The organism is Paenibacillus wynnii, assembly GCF_000757885.1.
Classification (GTDB): domain Bacteria; phylum Bacillota; class Bacilli; order Paenibacillales; family Paenibacillaceae; genus Paenibacillus_AQ; species Paenibacillus_AQ wynnii.
Map to the genome: position 1 here is coordinate 1,758,861 of NZ_JQCR01000002.1, position 15,497 is coordinate 1,774,357.

At 46.1% G+C, this 15,497-nt stretch carries 12 protein-coding genes; 8 read left to right on the forward strand and 4 right to left on the reverse strand.

Annotation, left to right across the window (positions count from 1 at the left end):
- The first annotated feature begins 25 nt into the window (after positions 1-25).
- From PWYN_RS10415 to PWYN_RS10445, 7 genes are all read left to right on the forward strand, one after another.
- Positions 26-1,165 carry a nucleotidyltransferase domain-containing protein gene (locus PWYN_RS10415; protein WP_052087888.1) on the forward strand — a complete coding sequence of 380 codons (1,140 nt, stop codon included), beginning with the start codon at positions 26-28 and terminating at the stop codon, positions 1,163-1,165.
- On the forward strand, positions 1,152-1,958 hold the full coding sequence (locus PWYN_RS10420; protein ID WP_052087889.1) for a P-loop nucleotide/nucleoside kinase family protein: 807 nt from the start codon (positions 1,152-1,154) through the stop codon (positions 1,956-1,958). The genes PWYN_RS10415 and PWYN_RS10420 overlap by 14 nt, the downstream gene beginning before the upstream one ends.
- The gene (locus tag PWYN_RS10425; RefSeq protein WP_036651136.1) at positions 1,955-2,236 is read left to right on the forward strand and encodes a PqqD family protein; all 282 of its coding nucleotides are present in this window, start codon (positions 1,955-1,957) and stop codon (positions 2,234-2,236) included. The genes PWYN_RS10420 and PWYN_RS10425 overlap by 4 nt, the downstream gene beginning before the upstream one ends.
- Positions 2,226-2,702 (forward strand): signal peptidase I, encoded by a 477-nt coding sequence (locus PWYN_RS10430; protein ID WP_052087890.1) that lies wholly within the window; start codon positions 2,226-2,228, stop codon positions 2,700-2,702. The genes PWYN_RS10425 and PWYN_RS10430 overlap by 11 nt, the downstream gene beginning before the upstream one ends.
- 25 nt (positions 2,703-2,727) lie before the next feature.
- The gene (locus tag PWYN_RS10435; RefSeq protein WP_036651138.1) at positions 2,728-4,587 is read left to right on the forward strand and encodes an ABC transporter ATP-binding protein; all 1,860 of its coding nucleotides are present in this window, start codon (positions 2,728-2,730) and stop codon (positions 4,585-4,587) included.
- A 397-nt stretch (positions 4,588-4,984) separates the two neighbouring features.
- Positions 4,985-6,436: a sodium/proline symporter PutP gene (gene putP / locus PWYN_RS10440; protein ID WP_036651141.1), complete on the forward strand. Its 1,452-nt coding sequence runs from the start codon at positions 4,985-4,987 to the stop codon at positions 6,434-6,436.
- 220 nt (positions 6,437-6,656) lie between these two features.
- Positions 6,657-7,223 (forward strand): GNAT family N-acetyltransferase, encoded by a 567-nt coding sequence (locus PWYN_RS10445; RefSeq protein ID WP_036651144.1) that lies wholly within the window; start codon positions 6,657-6,659, stop codon positions 7,221-7,223.
- A gap of 205 nt (positions 7,224-7,428) precedes the next feature.
- Here PWYN_RS10445 and PWYN_RS10450 read toward each other — a convergent pair whose 3' ends face one another.
- Positions 7,429-8,715 (reverse strand): glycoside hydrolase family 18 protein, encoded by a 1,287-nt coding sequence (locus tag PWYN_RS10450; protein ID WP_036651146.1) that lies wholly within the window; start codon positions 8,713-8,715, stop codon positions 7,429-7,431.
- A gap of 139 nt (positions 8,716-8,854) precedes the next feature.
- A complete protein-coding gene (locus tag PWYN_RS10455) occupies positions 8,855-10,246 on the reverse strand; it encodes an MATE family efflux transporter (RefSeq protein WP_036651148.1) in 1,392 nt (463 codons plus the stop codon).
- Positions 10,247-10,602: 356 nt separating this feature from the next.
- Here PWYN_RS10455 and PWYN_RS10460 point away from each other — a divergent pair, with 356 nt between their 5' ends.
- Positions 10,603-13,416: a sugar-binding domain-containing protein gene (locus PWYN_RS10460; protein ID WP_036651151.1), complete on the forward strand. Its 2,814-nt coding sequence runs from the start codon at positions 10,603-10,605 to the stop codon at positions 13,414-13,416.
- A 79-nt stretch (positions 13,417-13,495) separates the two neighbouring features.
- Here PWYN_RS10460 and PWYN_RS10465 read toward each other — a convergent pair whose 3' ends face one another.
- Positions 13,496-14,578, reverse strand: coding sequence for a Gfo/Idh/MocA family protein (locus PWYN_RS10465; RefSeq protein WP_036651154.1), 1,083 nt, complete (start codon positions 14,576-14,578; stop codon positions 13,496-13,498).
- 14 nt (positions 14,579-14,592) lie between these two features.
- A complete protein-coding gene (locus tag PWYN_RS10470; protein ID WP_036653691.1) occupies positions 14,593-15,492 on the reverse strand; it encodes an AraC family transcriptional regulator in 900 nt (299 codons plus the stop codon).
- Between the last annotated feature and the right edge of the window lie 5 nt (positions 15,493-15,497).

Here is a 15,497-nt window from a genome sequence, read left to right on the forward strand (position 1 = left end):
TACTCAGATGAAGGCGGGGTGTCCCATGGTTTATTCTTTTCTTCAACAGCTCTACATAATGAATGAATTACCAAGAGCAGATGAAACGATGTACCGGGACTATCTCGCCTACATCGAATTACAGGGCCTCTCCCCTCTAATTTATCAACTGCTTACCGATAGCGGGCAGCTTGAACGCACGCCGCAGTTTTTTCAGGAACGGCTGCAGGCCGGGCGTAAAGAAGCTTTGTACCGCAATCTGCTGCTAAAAAAAGAAGGCTCGCTACTATTTGAACGTCTGGATGCTGCCAAGATTGGAGCTATACCTTTAAAGGGAACTCTTTTCGCCGAAACCTATCTCGGTCATTTGGGTGCTCGTTTCACTTCCGATATCGATATTCTGGTACGACCTGAAGATGTAGAGGCCACCATCGCTCTAGTGCATGAAATGGGCTATGATCTGGAAGACCCCATTAATCCGGACCATTTTCACCGCGTCTTCTATAAACAGAGAACATCAGCAAGCCTGCCCTCCATGATTGAAATTCATTGGAATCTAATCAAGAGCAGCAGCGCAAGCCTAAATACCGAAAACTTGTGGTCAGAAGCCCATTCCCTTCACCCCTATACATATATCAAGCAGCTGTCTGTCAGGCATACTTTTTATACCATTTGCCTACACGGCGCCAATCACAGCATGGACTCCGCCAAGCATGTACTGGATATTGCGCACCTGCTGTTCAAACGCGGCGATGAATTGGATTATTCCGAACTATTTAAGCAAGCCCGAGAGGACTTCACTCTAAAAAGAGTCCAAGAAGCTCTAGCTATTGTCTATGAGTTCTTTCCGGCACTTCATAAGGTCAAACCGCTGCCCTTTATACCTAAGATAGGGAGGTTCGCCTCTTGGAACAACCGTTTAATCCGCAATTCAATTCATGTGGAAAATGCAGTTCACTGCTTCATCTTCGCTTGGCGGACAGTAGATCACGGGAAGTACAGACTTAAGCTCGTTCTGAATCTAATTCTGCCCTATCCTTCACTTGCTGTGTATTCCCTAAGACAAGAGCGGAATAATACCTCCGTTAAAGCCATGATTTATATGAAGCTATACCGCCAGCGGATAGGCAGACTTTTCAGATTTCTTACTAAAAGGATAGGAGTCAAAACAAATGGTGGAGCTTAAGCTGGTTATCGCTGAGCAACGTTTGCTCACACATACTTCTGTCCCTTGGATTGCGGAATGGTTGCAAGCCTTTTTCCCCATAGACGGAGCTGATCCCACTGGATTCAGAACCGAACCGCTAATGCCTGCAATGAATGTCCACATTCATGAGGGTGGCTCACCCTTTAATGGAAGCTTTCATGTTGATAAGAGTAAATCTGAAGACGGCTTACTTATTTTTACCCGTCAGGATTATCTAATAACGGTTGATCCTTCTTTTATAGAAGCAGAATTGACTGTGTATGATTCCTTTGCCTTGAAGCATGCCATGATGCACCTGTACAGCTTATACATCGTCCATCTCGGCTGGGGACTGCTCATTCACTCCTCCTGTGTGATCGACCAGGGCAAGGCTTTCCTATTCTCAGGACATTCCGGCGCTGGAAAATCAACGGCTGCCCGCCTGTCTAGTCCAAGGCAGCTGCTCTCGGATGAAGCGAGCATTGTTCGGATTACAGCAGACGAAGTTTCAGTATTTGACTCCCCGTTTCGAAGTGAACTGTTATCCGAAAGAACTTCCGGAAGCTGTTCATTGGCGGGAATATATTTGCTGAACCAATCCGAGCAGATCTACACCCAAGCGATTGCAGACAAAGATGCCTTTATCCGTATTCTTGACAAGGTTTTTTATTGGTCCTACGATGCTGCCGAAACGATGAAAATCATGAAGCTTGGGAAAATGCTTGCTGAGCAAGTTCCTTTTCACGAGCTGTATTTTCAAAAAAATAATTTATTCTGGGAGAAGATATCATGATCATATCAGACAAAATAAAACGCAAACCCGGTCTGGACTTAACGCAAATGGACGGTGAATGGATACTGCTGGACGCAGACCTTTGTGTAGTTACAAGGTTGAATGAAACAGGCGGGAGAATTGTTGAGCTTCTGGATCAGGAGCTGACTCCCGGGGAATTGGCTGAACGACTTGCCTCAGAATATGAGATTACCCTTGAGCAGGCGCAGGCGGATCTGAAGAGATACCTTAGTACTCTGAGCGAAGCAGGACTGCTCGATAAACGTTATGAAGGCTGAATATTATAGCGCTGCAATCTGCCGGGCCATGGATCGTCTAGGTTTCATTGAGCTCCGATCAACGGGTACAAGCATGTTTCCGTTTATCCATGAGAGAGATACCTGCTTCTTTCGCTCATTCGAACCGACGCATGTTAAACCAGGAGATGTACTGCTATTCATCAATGATGAAGGTGCCCTTGTCTGTCACCGGGTCATCAAGGTAAATAAAGAACACAACGAAGCCCCTGCCTTTATCATTTGCAAAGGGGATACGAATCTTCTACCGGATCCACCAGTGCCTTCCGGGCAAGTGATCGGCAAACTAACGCATATACGCAAAAGATGGCTGACTCTATCCCCGGATAACGGTTTAGGTCGGCTGTGGGGCAAACTGATCATCGGTATGCCCCCTTTTGCTTATATACTTCATCGAGTCGCCAGATTGTATCGATGGCGGTCGAACTATTTATCCACCCGCCCTTAAGGGCCGGACCAAGGAGCCAGCCTATATGCGCATCCTCTCTCAAATTACAGCCGGCTTTGCGAAAGCCCTTCCAGGTATACAGGAAAGCCGCCGTTCGTTCGGACGCTTGTTCCCCTACCTTTGGCATTATCGCCGTGCCTATTCCGCGCTCTTTATGACGCTGCTGTTCAATGTGGGCATGACACTGTTCTCAGCATGGATGCTTAAACATTTAACCGATGCTGCATTGAATCGCGACACGGATCTAATTAAGCGGATACTTCTGCTAGGGATTGCCGTGTCTCTGTTACATATAATACTGCAGTATATCCAGGTTCTGCTGCAGAACCGCACGGTGAACCGGATCGCCTTGGACTTAAGGAACGATGTCTTCGCAAAGCTGATGGAAGTAAAGTTTAATTTCTTCGGCACGATGCACACAGGTGAGCTTGTCTCCAGGGTGACCCGCGATGTCCAGCAGACGTGCGGGGCTGCCGGCAGCTATCTGCTCCATTTATTAATAATGCCGATCAGCATTGCCGCGACTTTTGTATATTTACTCTATATTGATTGGAGACTTTCTCTGGTCTGTCTGCTCCTTGCTCCTGCCGCCGGGCTGGCAGGCGGAGTGTTCAGCTTAAAGGTTCGGCAGAACAACAAGCCGATGGGAGAGCTGTTCGGAAGAATGCATGCTTTTCTGCAGGATGCTTTATCCGGGTACACCGTGATTCGCAGCATAGGACTGGAACGTCATATGAAGGGAAAACTGCGTACCTATGGCGAACAAATTATCGGATATGAAGACCGGGAAGCACGCCTCCAAGGCGGATTGTACGCAGGTTCGGCCCTCATCGGGACTTCTTCCTTTCTGGTATGCATCGGCGCCGGATCATTCCTTGTAGCCAATGGTTCCCTCACGGTGGGCTCCCTACTTGCGTTCGTTAGCCTAATGCAGGTTCTGGTCTCTCCCTTCTCCGGTCTGGCCAGCCAGCTTGGCGGACTGCAACGTTCGTTGATCGCCGCTGACCGCCTCTGGACCCTCATGGACCAGCCGGTCGATGAGCCTGCGCTTACCGGAAATGACAAGTCAGCCCCTTCATCCCCAGCGATCGCATCCGAGAGTGTAAGTATCCGGCGGCTTACTGGAATGATTGAATTCGATAACGTCTCCTTCTCCTATCATGACGGAGACGATAATGTGCTCCGCGACATCAGTTTTTCAGTACCCTCCGGTCATACTGTTGCGCTGGTCGGTCCAAGCGGTGCCGGCAAAACAACGCTGTTTCATTTAACCCACGGCTTCCAACAGCCGAAATCGGGACGAATATTCATCCAAGGGCGCGATCTCGCTCTTATGGAACGCACCGAGTCCCAAGCCATGTTTGCTTATGTTCCTCAGGAGACGCATCTGTTCGAGGGAACGATTCGGGATAACATCGCTTTGGGCAGCCTGAATGCATCCAATACCGATATCATCGCAGCGGCTGAAGCTGCCAACGCCGCCCCATTCATCAACGGTCTGCCGAACGGCTACGATACGGACGTTGGAGAGAATGGGTCCAGCCTCTCCGGCGGGCAACGGCAAAGGATCGCCATTGCTAGAGCCATACTGAAGGACTCGCCCATCCTGCTGTTGGACGAGGCTACTTCCTCATTGGACAGCGAAGCCGAGTTCCTTATCCGGGGTGCCCTTCGCCAACTCATGGAAGGACGGACGACTCTGGTCATCGCCCACCGTCTCTCAACGATCCGCCACGCGGATACGATTCTGGTGCTCAATCAGGGACAGATTGTGGAACAGGGACGGCATGACGAGCTCCTTCGCCGTAACGGCCTCTATGCACGAATGTATCGGCTGCAGTCCGATGACCTGCAATGGGCAGAAGGATCTCTGATACCCTTTTAACGAACTAGGGAATAGAATCATCCCAATATGTGAACTGACAAAGAGCAGTAACACGGAATTCTGTGTTACTGCTCTTTCTATGGATCAACCTCAAAATTGGATCAACCTCAAAATCAGCGCTTGACTATGTAGCCAATTCCACTATCCGAGGGCCATTCAATTGCACTTTTACATCTCATTTAGCCAATTCCACTATCCGAGGGCCATTCTTGTTTTGAGCCCTTTTTATTACGCTCTTATTTTTTAGCCGCTAAGAACTCTTTGAACTGCTTAAGGCTTGTCTCCTTTTCCTGGTAACCTACAATAAATCATAGGCAAAACAAGGACGTCCTTATATAATAAATAACGGTAAAAATAAATAATTATGCAGCTTTGGCTGATTGAAGGGGGCATTATCTTGATTGTAATAAGCATTGTTATCTACATGCTCGGCATGCTGGTCATTGGGTACTTTGGTTACAAACGCACCTCCAGCTTATCCGACTTCATGCTTGGCGGCAGAAGTCTTGGACCGGTGGTTACCGCACTAAGTGCAGGAGCTTCGGATATGAGTGGATGGCTGCTGCTCGGTCTACCGGGAGCTATGTTCGCTCAAGGACTTAGCGCATCTTGGATTGTAATCGGACTTACTCTCGGGGCTTACGCCAACTGGCTTTATGTTGCACCGCGTCTGAGGGTGTTTACCGAGGTTGCCGGTAATGCCATGACTATCCCTGAATTTTTCCAGAACCGTTTTGAGGACCGTTCTAATATTCTGCGACTGGTCTCAGGTATAGTCATTCTTGTGTTTTTCACCTTTTATGTCTCGTCCGGTATAGTATCAGGTGCCGTCTTGTTCAATAATGTGCTTGGGTTTGAGTATAATACCGGCTTATGGATCATTACAGGAGTCGTTGTCGCCTATACCTTATTCGGCGGATTCCTGGCCGTGAGCTGGACAGATTCCGTGCAAGGCACCCTCATGTTTCTGGCTTTGATCATTATCCCCGTAGTCATACTAGCCAACACGGGAAGTCTTCCGGTAACGATTGACCGGATTGAACAGATTGATCCTACTCTTTTAGATTTATTCAAGGGTACGACATTTCTTGGAATTGTCTCTCTGTTTGCATGGGGTCTAGGCTATTTTGGCCAGCCTCACATTATCATACGGTTTATGGCTATCTCTTCTGTGAAGGAAATGAAGAAGGCCCGCCGCATCGGTATGGGCTGGATGATTTTTTCAATCTGCGGTGCCATGTTCTCAGGTCTTATTGCCATTGCCTACATGGATAAAAACAATATTTCATTAAAAGACCCTGAAACGGTTCTTCTGGAGCTTAGCAAGCTGTTATTTCATCCACTCATCGGCGGTCTGCTGATGGCAGCTATTTTATCAGCAGTAATGAGCACCATTTCCTCTCAGCTGCTGGTAACATCCAGTTCACTTACAGGTGATTTGTACAAAGCCTTCTTCCGCCGCTCCGCATCTGAACGGGAATTGATGCTTGCGGGACGTCTGTCTGTTCTTACCGTAGCCGTAGTTGCAACAGCCTTGGCTTACTCCCGGAATGAGACGATTCTATCCTTAGTGGGTTATGCCTGGGCAGGCTTCGGCTCTGCCTTTGGTCCGGTAGTCCTGCTCAGCTTATTATGGAAACGAATGAATAAGTGGGGAGCACTGGCCGGTTTGATCGCAGGTTCAGTCACCGTTATCGGATGGAATACATTCGGTCTCAGTGATGTGTTGTATGAGATGATCCCGGGGTTTATTGCCGGAATTCTGGCCATTATCGTCACAAGTCTCATGACCCAGAAACCTACAGCTGAGATGCTGGATACTTTTCAAGAGTATCGTCAATCCCTATAATTTAATTCATAGAAAAGGACCCCTGCATCAATGTAACGGGTTCCGTTTTGAGGTAGAAAGATAACAACTGACATTAAAAATGACACTGTATTTGTCGCAGTAATATTCAAAAGGACAGCCAATAATTGCTGTCCTTTTGACATTTGAACTGGCAAAAAAATGTTCGCTTCTTTTTCAATATGTAGTAATATGTACTGAAATAGGACAGGGGCGATATTCGATGCAAATTGAGGATGTGTTCGGAGATTTTCCGACTTTAGAAACTGAGCGTGTAATCTTAAGGAAGCTGACCATGGATGATGCAGAAGATATGTATGAATACGCTTCAGACTCAGAAGTTGCAAAATATACGACTTGGGAAGCGCATAATTCAATTGAAGATTCTGTCGGTTTCCTAAACTTTCTGATTCAAAAATATAATAATAAGCAACTTGCTCCATGGGGAATTATGTTGAAGAGTAATCAGAAAGTTATTGGTACTTGTGGGTATATGAATTGGATTCCACAAATTAACCGAGCTGAATTGGCTTATGCATTATCAAGGGAGTTTTGGGGCAAAGGAATTATGACCGAGGCAGCCAATGAAATCCTCGAATTTGGTTTTGATAAAATGAAACTAAACAGAATAGAGGCTTTTTGTTTATCTGAAAATGCTGGTTCAAAAGCTTTAATGCGTAAAATTGGAATGAAACATGAAGGAACACTACTTGAATACATTTACTTAAAGGGTGCATATCGTGATGTTGATATCCGAGCATTGTTGCGAAGAGATTATGTAAAACTATAAAATTAGGGCTTGGCAATGGTGCCGAGCCCTTTCATTTGAAATAAACGATATCCATATTTTTTTCTGCGATTGAACTTTGAACAACTTCTAAGTCATCATACCGAAGGTTACCCATTCCCCGCTTAATACGTTTCGGAGCCGATTTCAAGTATTTCGCATGTACGCTTCCTTTTTTTTATATCTAATCTCGCCCTGAGAACTGCAATTATCTTTTTACCACATTAAAATTCTCCTGAATAAGCAGCCAATTTTGCGGAAAAGGGAGTCCTAGCTTCCAGTAGCTGATGCCGCGGAGCCCCAACTCTTTGATAAGATCAAATTTAGCCTGAATGGATCTGGCATCCTCAAACCATACCTTATGGGACTTACCTGAGTCATCCGTATAATTAAAATGTGGAGCTTGATCTTTAGTATCATACTGAATCGCTGCATTTCTATTCCTCGCCAAATCAATCGCTGCTTGCGGACTAAGCGCTCTAGCATAGGCCCCACCTGCAACATAAGGCAAGGTCCAATCATAACCGTATAAATTTTGCCCCATCATGATTTTGGAAGCTGGCATTTCAGTTATGGCGTACTCCAGCACTCTACGCACAGGACCAATAGGCGAGACCGGCATCGGCGGACCTCCGCTGTATCCCCATTCATACGTCATGATGATCACAAAGTCGGCAACTTGCCCGTGCACTTTATAATCATGCGCTGTATACCAGGCTCCGACTTGTGCCGCACTTGTCTTGGGTGCCAAAGCGGTGGATAATAGGAAGCCTTCTTGATGAATGCGGGTCGCTGCTCTTCGCAAGAAGGTGTTGTAAGCTTCACGGTCTTCAGGCCGGAGAAATTCGAAATCAAAATGGATATCTCTGAAATTCAACCTCTTTGCTTGCGCGATAATATTGTCCAACAACCTAGTCTGAACAGCCTGGTCATTTAATATAATCCGCCCCAGCTCTGAGCTAAACTGAGCATTCTCCAGATTGGTTACGACCATCATCAGGGTTACTTGATTCTGCGCAGCAATTGAAGCCAAGTTACCTAAGGGAGGGGCTGCAAGAGAACCGTCCCGCTGGACTTGAAAGCTAAATGGAGCAAGATAAGTGAGGTTCGGTGCAGCTTCTGCCGCAGCATTCCTTAAGCTTGGAGAGACCGTCTCCCCTCTTGGCTCTATGTAGGCATTAATCTCTGCATTCCGCTTCGGTCTAGGCGGAATATACAGACGAAGCCCTATACGCAAAGGCTGATCTAAGGGCACCTGATTAACTTCTGCAAGAGTGTTGACGTTCATCCCGAACCTTTGGGCGATACTATACAAGCTGTCCCCCGAGACCACCCAATAATACATACCGACTATCGGAATAACCAACGTTTGCCCGACCACTAACTGGCTTGGTGCAGACAGTTGATTAGCCTCGGTAATCTCATCCATGGAGATCCCATAGGCATTAGCAATCCCGAATAGAGACTGCCCTGATTGCACAACGTGAATTTGCATAACCCCTCCTCCTCATCCGTCCGTAAACAACGAATATGCCTTATTTTATTCGGATAAATTGGAGGTATGCTAAAAAGACACCCCTAAGGGTGTCTTTGAATTGGAGTGACGAAGATGTAAAATTTCATTAACAGTTCCTTTAGATCAGCCGATGCTGATACCACTTCTCCCCTAGGAAACGCCGTAGGAAAATCACTCCCCGGATGCCCCATTCACAGTTCATTGCTAACCAGAACCCAAGGAGCCCCATATCTAGAACAATCCCCAGAATGTACCCGAGCACTACGCGGAACAGCCACATCGACAGCATGGAGACCATCGAAGTATATTTGGAATCCCCGGCCGCTCGAAGTCCAGAAGGCATGATGAAACTAATGGCCCATAGCGGGATTTGAGCAATCGCGTTAATAAGCACTATGGTGAAAATTTCCCCAACAATCTCCTTAGGCGGATGGAACAACGAAAGAATCGGATGGAACAGAGGCATGATCAGCAGTGCCATCAACACGAACGAAAGTGAGGTCAACCATACAAATGACTTCACGAATTTCCGGGCATCAGCTACATTCCGGCGCCCCATACATTGACCTACGACCGTAATGAGTGTAAGCGACAGCGCACCCGCGGGAACCTGCATTAATCCGGCATAAGTTGAGGCTATTGCATTGGCGGCTATCGCATAGGTACCGAGACCGACGATGAAGATTTGGGTCAGAATTTTGCCTCCGTTGAAGAAAACCTGCTCTGCCGCAAACGGTACGCCGATAAACATTATTTTTTTGAGCATAGAGACTTTAACAATCAATAAATCGCGAAGACGGATATGTAGACTACTGTCCATTCGGAATAGATAAAACAGAGCGCACAGGGCACCCATATACCGGGCTGCATTAATCGAAATAGTCATGCCTAGAACACCCATGTTCAGCAAATTGATAAATACCACATTTAGAATGACATAAGCCAGATTCATTATCAGTGAAAGCATAAGCGATGCTCTTGTTCTTCCAATCCCGCGCAGGGCGCCGCATACCGCCTGTACCACGGCAATCCCCAGGTAGGATACACAACTCCCGATCAAATACGTCCGGGCATTGTCCATAACCTCCGGTGAAGCGGCTCCGAACAACAGACTCAATAGTGGATTATGAAATAAAATACCTAATAAGCCGATAACCAGGGCTATCAATGAGACCGAGGACACCGCCCCGGCGGTCGCATTAGAAACCATAAGATGGTTCCCGCTGCCTTTATACTGAGCGACAACTACCGTTCCTCCGGTTGCAACAGCCACAAATATACTGATCAAAAAAATATTAAGGGAATCAATCATGTTCACCGCACTGATCGCCGCCACTCCGGACGAGCTAATCATTGCCGTATTTACGAGATTCAGCCCCACGATAAATGCCTGATCGACCAAAATGGGGATAAACAACGCGATAATCTCGCGGTAATCCATAGATTCGCCGGAAAAATATTTATCCAGAAAACGGCTGTTCCGCTTCACACGTACGGCGGGTTCCATCATTCTATCACTTCTTTTACATTAGATTTGGACACCTTGTAACATGGGTATGAAAAAGAAAAAAGGCTCTTCGGGCTGAAGAGCTGCAAAATTATTGATATAATCGAGAGTCTATCCCTCACTGGGAATTAGACCCAAATATTACACAAGTTAAATTAAAATATATCACGTTGCCGTTGAAAGAACAACACTGGATACGACTGTTTAATATTGTCACGTAGAGTCACATTAGACTTGAATTGCAATAGGCTGCTGCTCGTTATTTGCCAAATTGTAATATCCTGCGAGGTTTTTATTATATAGACGTTCAATCTGCTGATGAATATAATGTTCTTGCAATGAAAGGAGAGGTCGAGCTCATGTATAAGACAATAGATTTGCAAGGGTTATGGAATTTTCAATTAGATGAAGCCATGCAGGGAGTAGAACTGCCCTATGAAGATACCATCACACTGCCCGGCACCACCTCATACGCTAAAAAAGGAAAACCTAACGATACAGCTGAGACGGGATTTTTAACCGATCAATACAAATTCGAGGGAAGTGCCTGGTTCTCTAGAGAGTTTACGATTAATGAAGAGAATTCGGACAAGAACGGTTTTCTATACTTAGAAAGAACCCGCATAACGACCGTTTGGATCGATGGGAGCGAGGTCGGCACCCAAGACAGTCTGAGTACTCCGCATGTGTATGACGTCACAAAATATATGTCGCAAGGTACACATACCCTTACCATTCGAGTGGACAACACTGGTTATCCGACCAAAGGTGGCCACCTAACGTCCCCTGACACGCAGACGAATTGGAACGGCCTCACAGGCAGAATCGAGCTGCAATTGTACAATCAAGCCTATCTGAGCGATGTTCAAATTTTTCCGAATATCCGCAAAAAGACTTTCACAATCCACGCCAAGGTGCTTGGCACGGATCAAGGGCTTTTATCTGTTTCCGCAGCCTCCTTCAACCTTGCACATGAGCATAAACCTGAACCTATGGATGTTCCTGTTGCACCAGGTGACATTACGGTTACCTACCCTATGGGTGAGGACGCCCTTTTATGGAGTGAATTTGAGCCGAATTTATATAAGCTGAGTCTGAACCTAGTCCTTCAGGGCTCCATAGTGGATACACAGGAGATCATTGTCGGCTTACGTGATTTCCAGGCACAAGGTGATAAATTCACGATAAATGGAACGGCCACTTTTCTTCGCGGCAAGCATGACGGCTTGATTTTCCCATTGACCGGCTTTGCACCCACTACAGTGGAGGAATGGTTCAACGTATTGAGCATCTCAAAATCCTATGGAATCAATCACTACCGCTTCCATACCTGCTGTCCTCCAGATGCTGCTTTTACCGCAGCGGATCTGCTTGGCATTTATATGCAGCCGGAACTGCCGTTCTGGGGCACTATTACCGATGACAAAGATGCAAACCATAATCAGGCGGAACAGGATTATCTGATTCGCGAGGGTTTTGAGATGATGAGAGTCTTCGGGAATCACCCCTCCTTCGCCATGATGTCTCTCGGTAATGAGCTTTGGGGCAGTCAGGAAAGAATTAATGCCATTTTGAAGTCCTACAAGGAAGTTGATAGCCGCCATCTTTACACGCAGGGATCCAATAACTTTCAGTTTGTACCCGTCATTCTGGAGCATGACGATTTCTTCTCGGGCGTCCGATTCTCCAGAGACAGACTGATCAGAGGTTCCTACGCCATGTGCGATGCACCTCTTGGGCATATTCAGACCGATAAACCAAGCACAATGAAAGACTATGATGAGAATATTTCGCCCACACAAAGCGTTGATCTATTGGAATTCAATGCCGAAGGAACGATCCAGATTCAATTCGGTACGGAAACAAAAACAGTGAATGCTTCGGAAGGTCAAGAGTTACTCATCCCGAATATCCCTGTCATTTCTCATGAAATTGGACAGTATCAAACCTTCCCTGACTTCCGGGAAATCGATAAATACACGGGTCCCTTAAAAGCACGAAACTTTGAACTATTCAAACAGCGCCTTGAGGAAAAAGGCTTGGATCATCTGGCTCAATTGTATTTTTCAGCCTCAGGAAAGCTTGCTATGGAATGCTACAAGGAAGAACTGGAGGCCGCATTCCGATCCCGGAAGATGGCGGGGTTCCAGCTGTTGGATTTACAGGACTTCAGCGGACAAGGTACTGCTTTGGTCGGAGTCTTGGATGCATTTATGGATTCGAAGGGGCTTATTTCAGCAAAAGAATGGTGCAGCTTCTGCTCAGATGCCGTACTTCTAGCTAGATTCGACAAGTACAATTACACGGCCGGGGAAGCTTTTCACGCACAGGTCGAATTAGCTTATTACAGACAAGTACCTCTGAACAACTTCAAGGTTTTGTGGAAGCTAACGAAAGATAACGGCAGTGTATATAAAAGCGGAGAACTCCATGTTTCCAATCCTGAAGACACCAACTATCTTGAGATCGGCGAGATTAACATCCCTATGCCGAATCTAGAATCCATGACCAAACTCAGGTTTTCCCTAGAGATAGAAGGACTGGACGTGGAAAAAACTTACGATTTATGGGTGTATCCTGCGGAGGTATCCTTAGACAAAACAGGTGTAAATCTGTTCAATCATTTATCTGAAGAAGCAGTTGCCCAGCTGGAAAAGGGGGAGAATGTCCTCCTTATTCCTCATCTCGGAGATTTAGCCAACTCCATTGAAGGCTTCTATAGTTCAGACTTTTGGTGCTATCCTATGTTCCGGTCCATCTCGGAGAGCATGAACAAGGAGGTTCCCGTGGGAACCATGGGCTTACTGATTGATAATGAGCATCCTGTATTTAAGCATTTTCCTTGCGAGGAGCATTCTACGTACCCATGGTGGAGCATCGTTTCCAACTCCCGATCCATTATTCTAGATGACACTCCAAGGGATTTCCGCCCGATCGTCCAGACGATAGATAACTTCGAGAGAAACCATAAGTTGGGTCTTCTATTTGAGTGCAAGATTGCCAAAGGAAACTTGCTAGTGCTTACTTGTGACATGGAGCAGATAATCCATACACCTGAAGGGAAGCAGCTGTTCTCTAGTATTTTGACTTATGTAAACTCAGAGGACTTCAAGCCGGCGACAACCTGGAGCGTATCTCTATTACAGTCTTATTTTAAGCAGAACGACCTTTAGTCCATTTCTTAATTTTTCTTATATTTTGAAAAAAAACTGGCGCCGATGCTGTATCGACGTCAGTTTTTGCATTTTATTCTTAATTAAAGTAAACAGCTTTGCCTGTACGCGCAGATTCATAAAGGGCCTCCAAAATCAAGGAAACCACATACGCCTGTTCAGGTTTGACCAGCGGATCTTTATCCTGATCAATAGCATCAATCCACTTTCGCATCTCCAAGTCAGGTGCACTTTCCTCATTGCCGTCATAGAAAGCCACTCCACCCGCACTCAGCTCAATTTCATTTGTATACAAGCGTCCAAACTGTTCACCATTAATACGTAAACCATTCTTCATGTCTGCGCCAGCTTCCGTTCCACTCAAGCTGCATTTGGCCTCATCCACTTCTAGAGAATTGAGAGCCCAACTGGATTCCAGCATGATCGTAGCGCCATTCTCCATGACAATCATTCCAAAGGCCGAATCCTCAACCTTGAACTTCTCGGGATCCCAAGGCCCCCATGCATTGGCGGCATTTTCTCTTTGAGACAGCTCATGATATTTGGTTCCCAAGACAACCTTTGGCTTATAATTGTCCATCATCCATAAGGTCAGATCAAGCGCATGGGTTCCGATATCAATCAAAGGTCCTCCGCCTTGCTTTTCCTCATCAAGGAATACGCCCCAGGTCGGTACTGCTCTTCTTCGAATGGCATGGGCTCTCGCATAATAAATATGGCCTAGCTGACCTGCCTCACAGAGTTTTTTCAGATACAAGCTGTCTTCTCTGAATCGATTGTTATAACCAATTGTTAATTTCTTTCCGGTTCTTTCAGCGGCTTCTAGCATTTTTTTGGCATCTGCTGCCGTCTTAGCCATCGGTTTCTCACACATCACATGCTTGCCAGCTTCTAAGGCGGCGATGGAAATTTCGGCATGAGATTCGTTCGGAGTCAGTACATGAATAATATCAATCGTACCGTCTTCAAGTAATGCTGTGTAATCTGTATAGACTTTGGCGTTCTCGCCCCCGTATTGTTTGGCAGCCACTTCAGCCCGTTCCTCCACAATATCGCAGAAGGCAACGATTTCAATATTCTTTAGCTTGCTTAAGCTTGGAAAATGCTTTCCGTTTGCGATTCCACCGCAGCCAATAATCCCTAGACGATAGACTTTACTCATATTATTCATCATCCTCACTTTGTAGTGTACTTCCCGTTACGATAGGTAGCCGGTGTCATGCCTAACCGCTTGCGAAAAACAATATGCAAATAATTTGCATTCGTAAATCCTTCAGATTGAGCAATCCGCTCTATGGAGAGAGCGCTTTCTAATAACTTTCGGCATACGCCTTGCAACCGAATATCTTCAAGAATTCGAGAGAATGTTTGTTCAGGGTTCACCTTTTTAAAAATCCTCTGCAGCTGTCTGGAGCTGATATTCAGTTTCTCCGCTACATTGTCCAAAGTGACCACACCGGAAACATTCGCCTTCATGTATTGAATTGCATAATGGTACCTGTAGTTCAACATATCCCGCGCCGGTGCTTCTGTAACCACTCCACCTGAGTCATAAGCTCTCACTGTCTTCAACAGAATACTGATCACCTGGTGCTTAATAGAGGTATAATATCCGGTTAGCTTCCCATCACACGCCTTATAAGCTTCAAGAAAACATTCCATGGCATAATGACGATCAGGGATTGGAATGAGGGGCAGTTGCCGCAGCTTTTCAACACATTCCTCAGCTTCAGCCACCTCCCAGGGGTCCACTCCATCTCTAAGTTTCTCTTTGATATCGATATGCAGGCAAAGTTCGTCCATGGACTCTTCGCGATCCGCTTCCTGATAGTGCATAACACCGGGGCCGGTTAAATAAAGCATACCCTCCGTTAATGCATACTCCTGCTCACCCAGAATTACCTTCCCCTTGCCTTTGGGGATAAAATGAAATTCATACTCGGAGTGATTATGGAAATCAATAATTCTTCCGGGTGGAAAGGATGTTAGGTGAAACCTGAATACTACAATTTCATAATGTCCCCACTGAATTGAAATATCGAGCCTCTCCAGCATATCTTGCTTTTGAGACATCATTTGAA

Bases quoted from the DNA above. Each gene is read 5' to 3' on its own strand.
- PWYN_RS10430 (WP_052087890.1), top strand. From the start codon at position 2,226: ATGAAGGCTGAATATTATAGCGCTGCAATCTGCCGGGCCATGGATCGT.
- PWYN_RS10465 (WP_036651154.1), bottom strand. From the start codon at position 14,578: ATGAGTAAAGTCTATCGTCTAGGGATTATTGGCTGCGGTGGAATCGCA.
- PWYN_RS10455 (WP_036651148.1), bottom strand. From the start codon at position 10,246: ATGATGGAACCCGCCGTACGTGTGAAGCGGAACAGCCGTTTTCTGGAT.
- PWYN_RS10425 (WP_036651136.1), top strand. From the start codon at position 1,955: ATGATCATATCAGACAAAATAAAACGCAAACCCGGTCTGGACTTAACG.
- PWYN_RS10435 (WP_036651138.1), top strand. From the start codon at position 2,728: ATGCGCATCCTCTCTCAAATTACAGCCGGCTTTGCGAAAGCCCTTCCA.
- PWYN_RS10445 (WP_036651144.1), top strand. From the start codon at position 6,657: ATGCAAATTGAGGATGTGTTCGGAGATTTTCCGACTTTAGAAACTGAG.
- PWYN_RS10460 (WP_036651151.1), top strand. From the start codon at position 10,603: ATGTATAAGACAATAGATTTGCAAGGGTTATGGAATTTTCAATTAGAT.
- PWYN_RS10450 (WP_036651146.1), bottom strand. From the start codon at position 8,715: ATGCAAATTCACGTTGTGCAATCAGGGCAGTCTCTATTCGGGATTGCT.
- PWYN_RS10420 (WP_052087889.1), top strand. From the start codon at position 1,152: ATGGTGGAGCTTAAGCTGGTTATCGCTGAGCAACGTTTGCTCACACAT.
- PWYN_RS10470 (WP_036653691.1), bottom strand. From the start codon at position 15,492: ATGATGTCTCAAAAGCAAGATATGCTGGAGAGGCTCGATATTTCAATT.
- PWYN_RS10415 (WP_052087888.1), top strand. From the start codon at position 26: ATGGTTTATTCTTTTCTTCAACAGCTCTACATAATGAATGAATTACCA.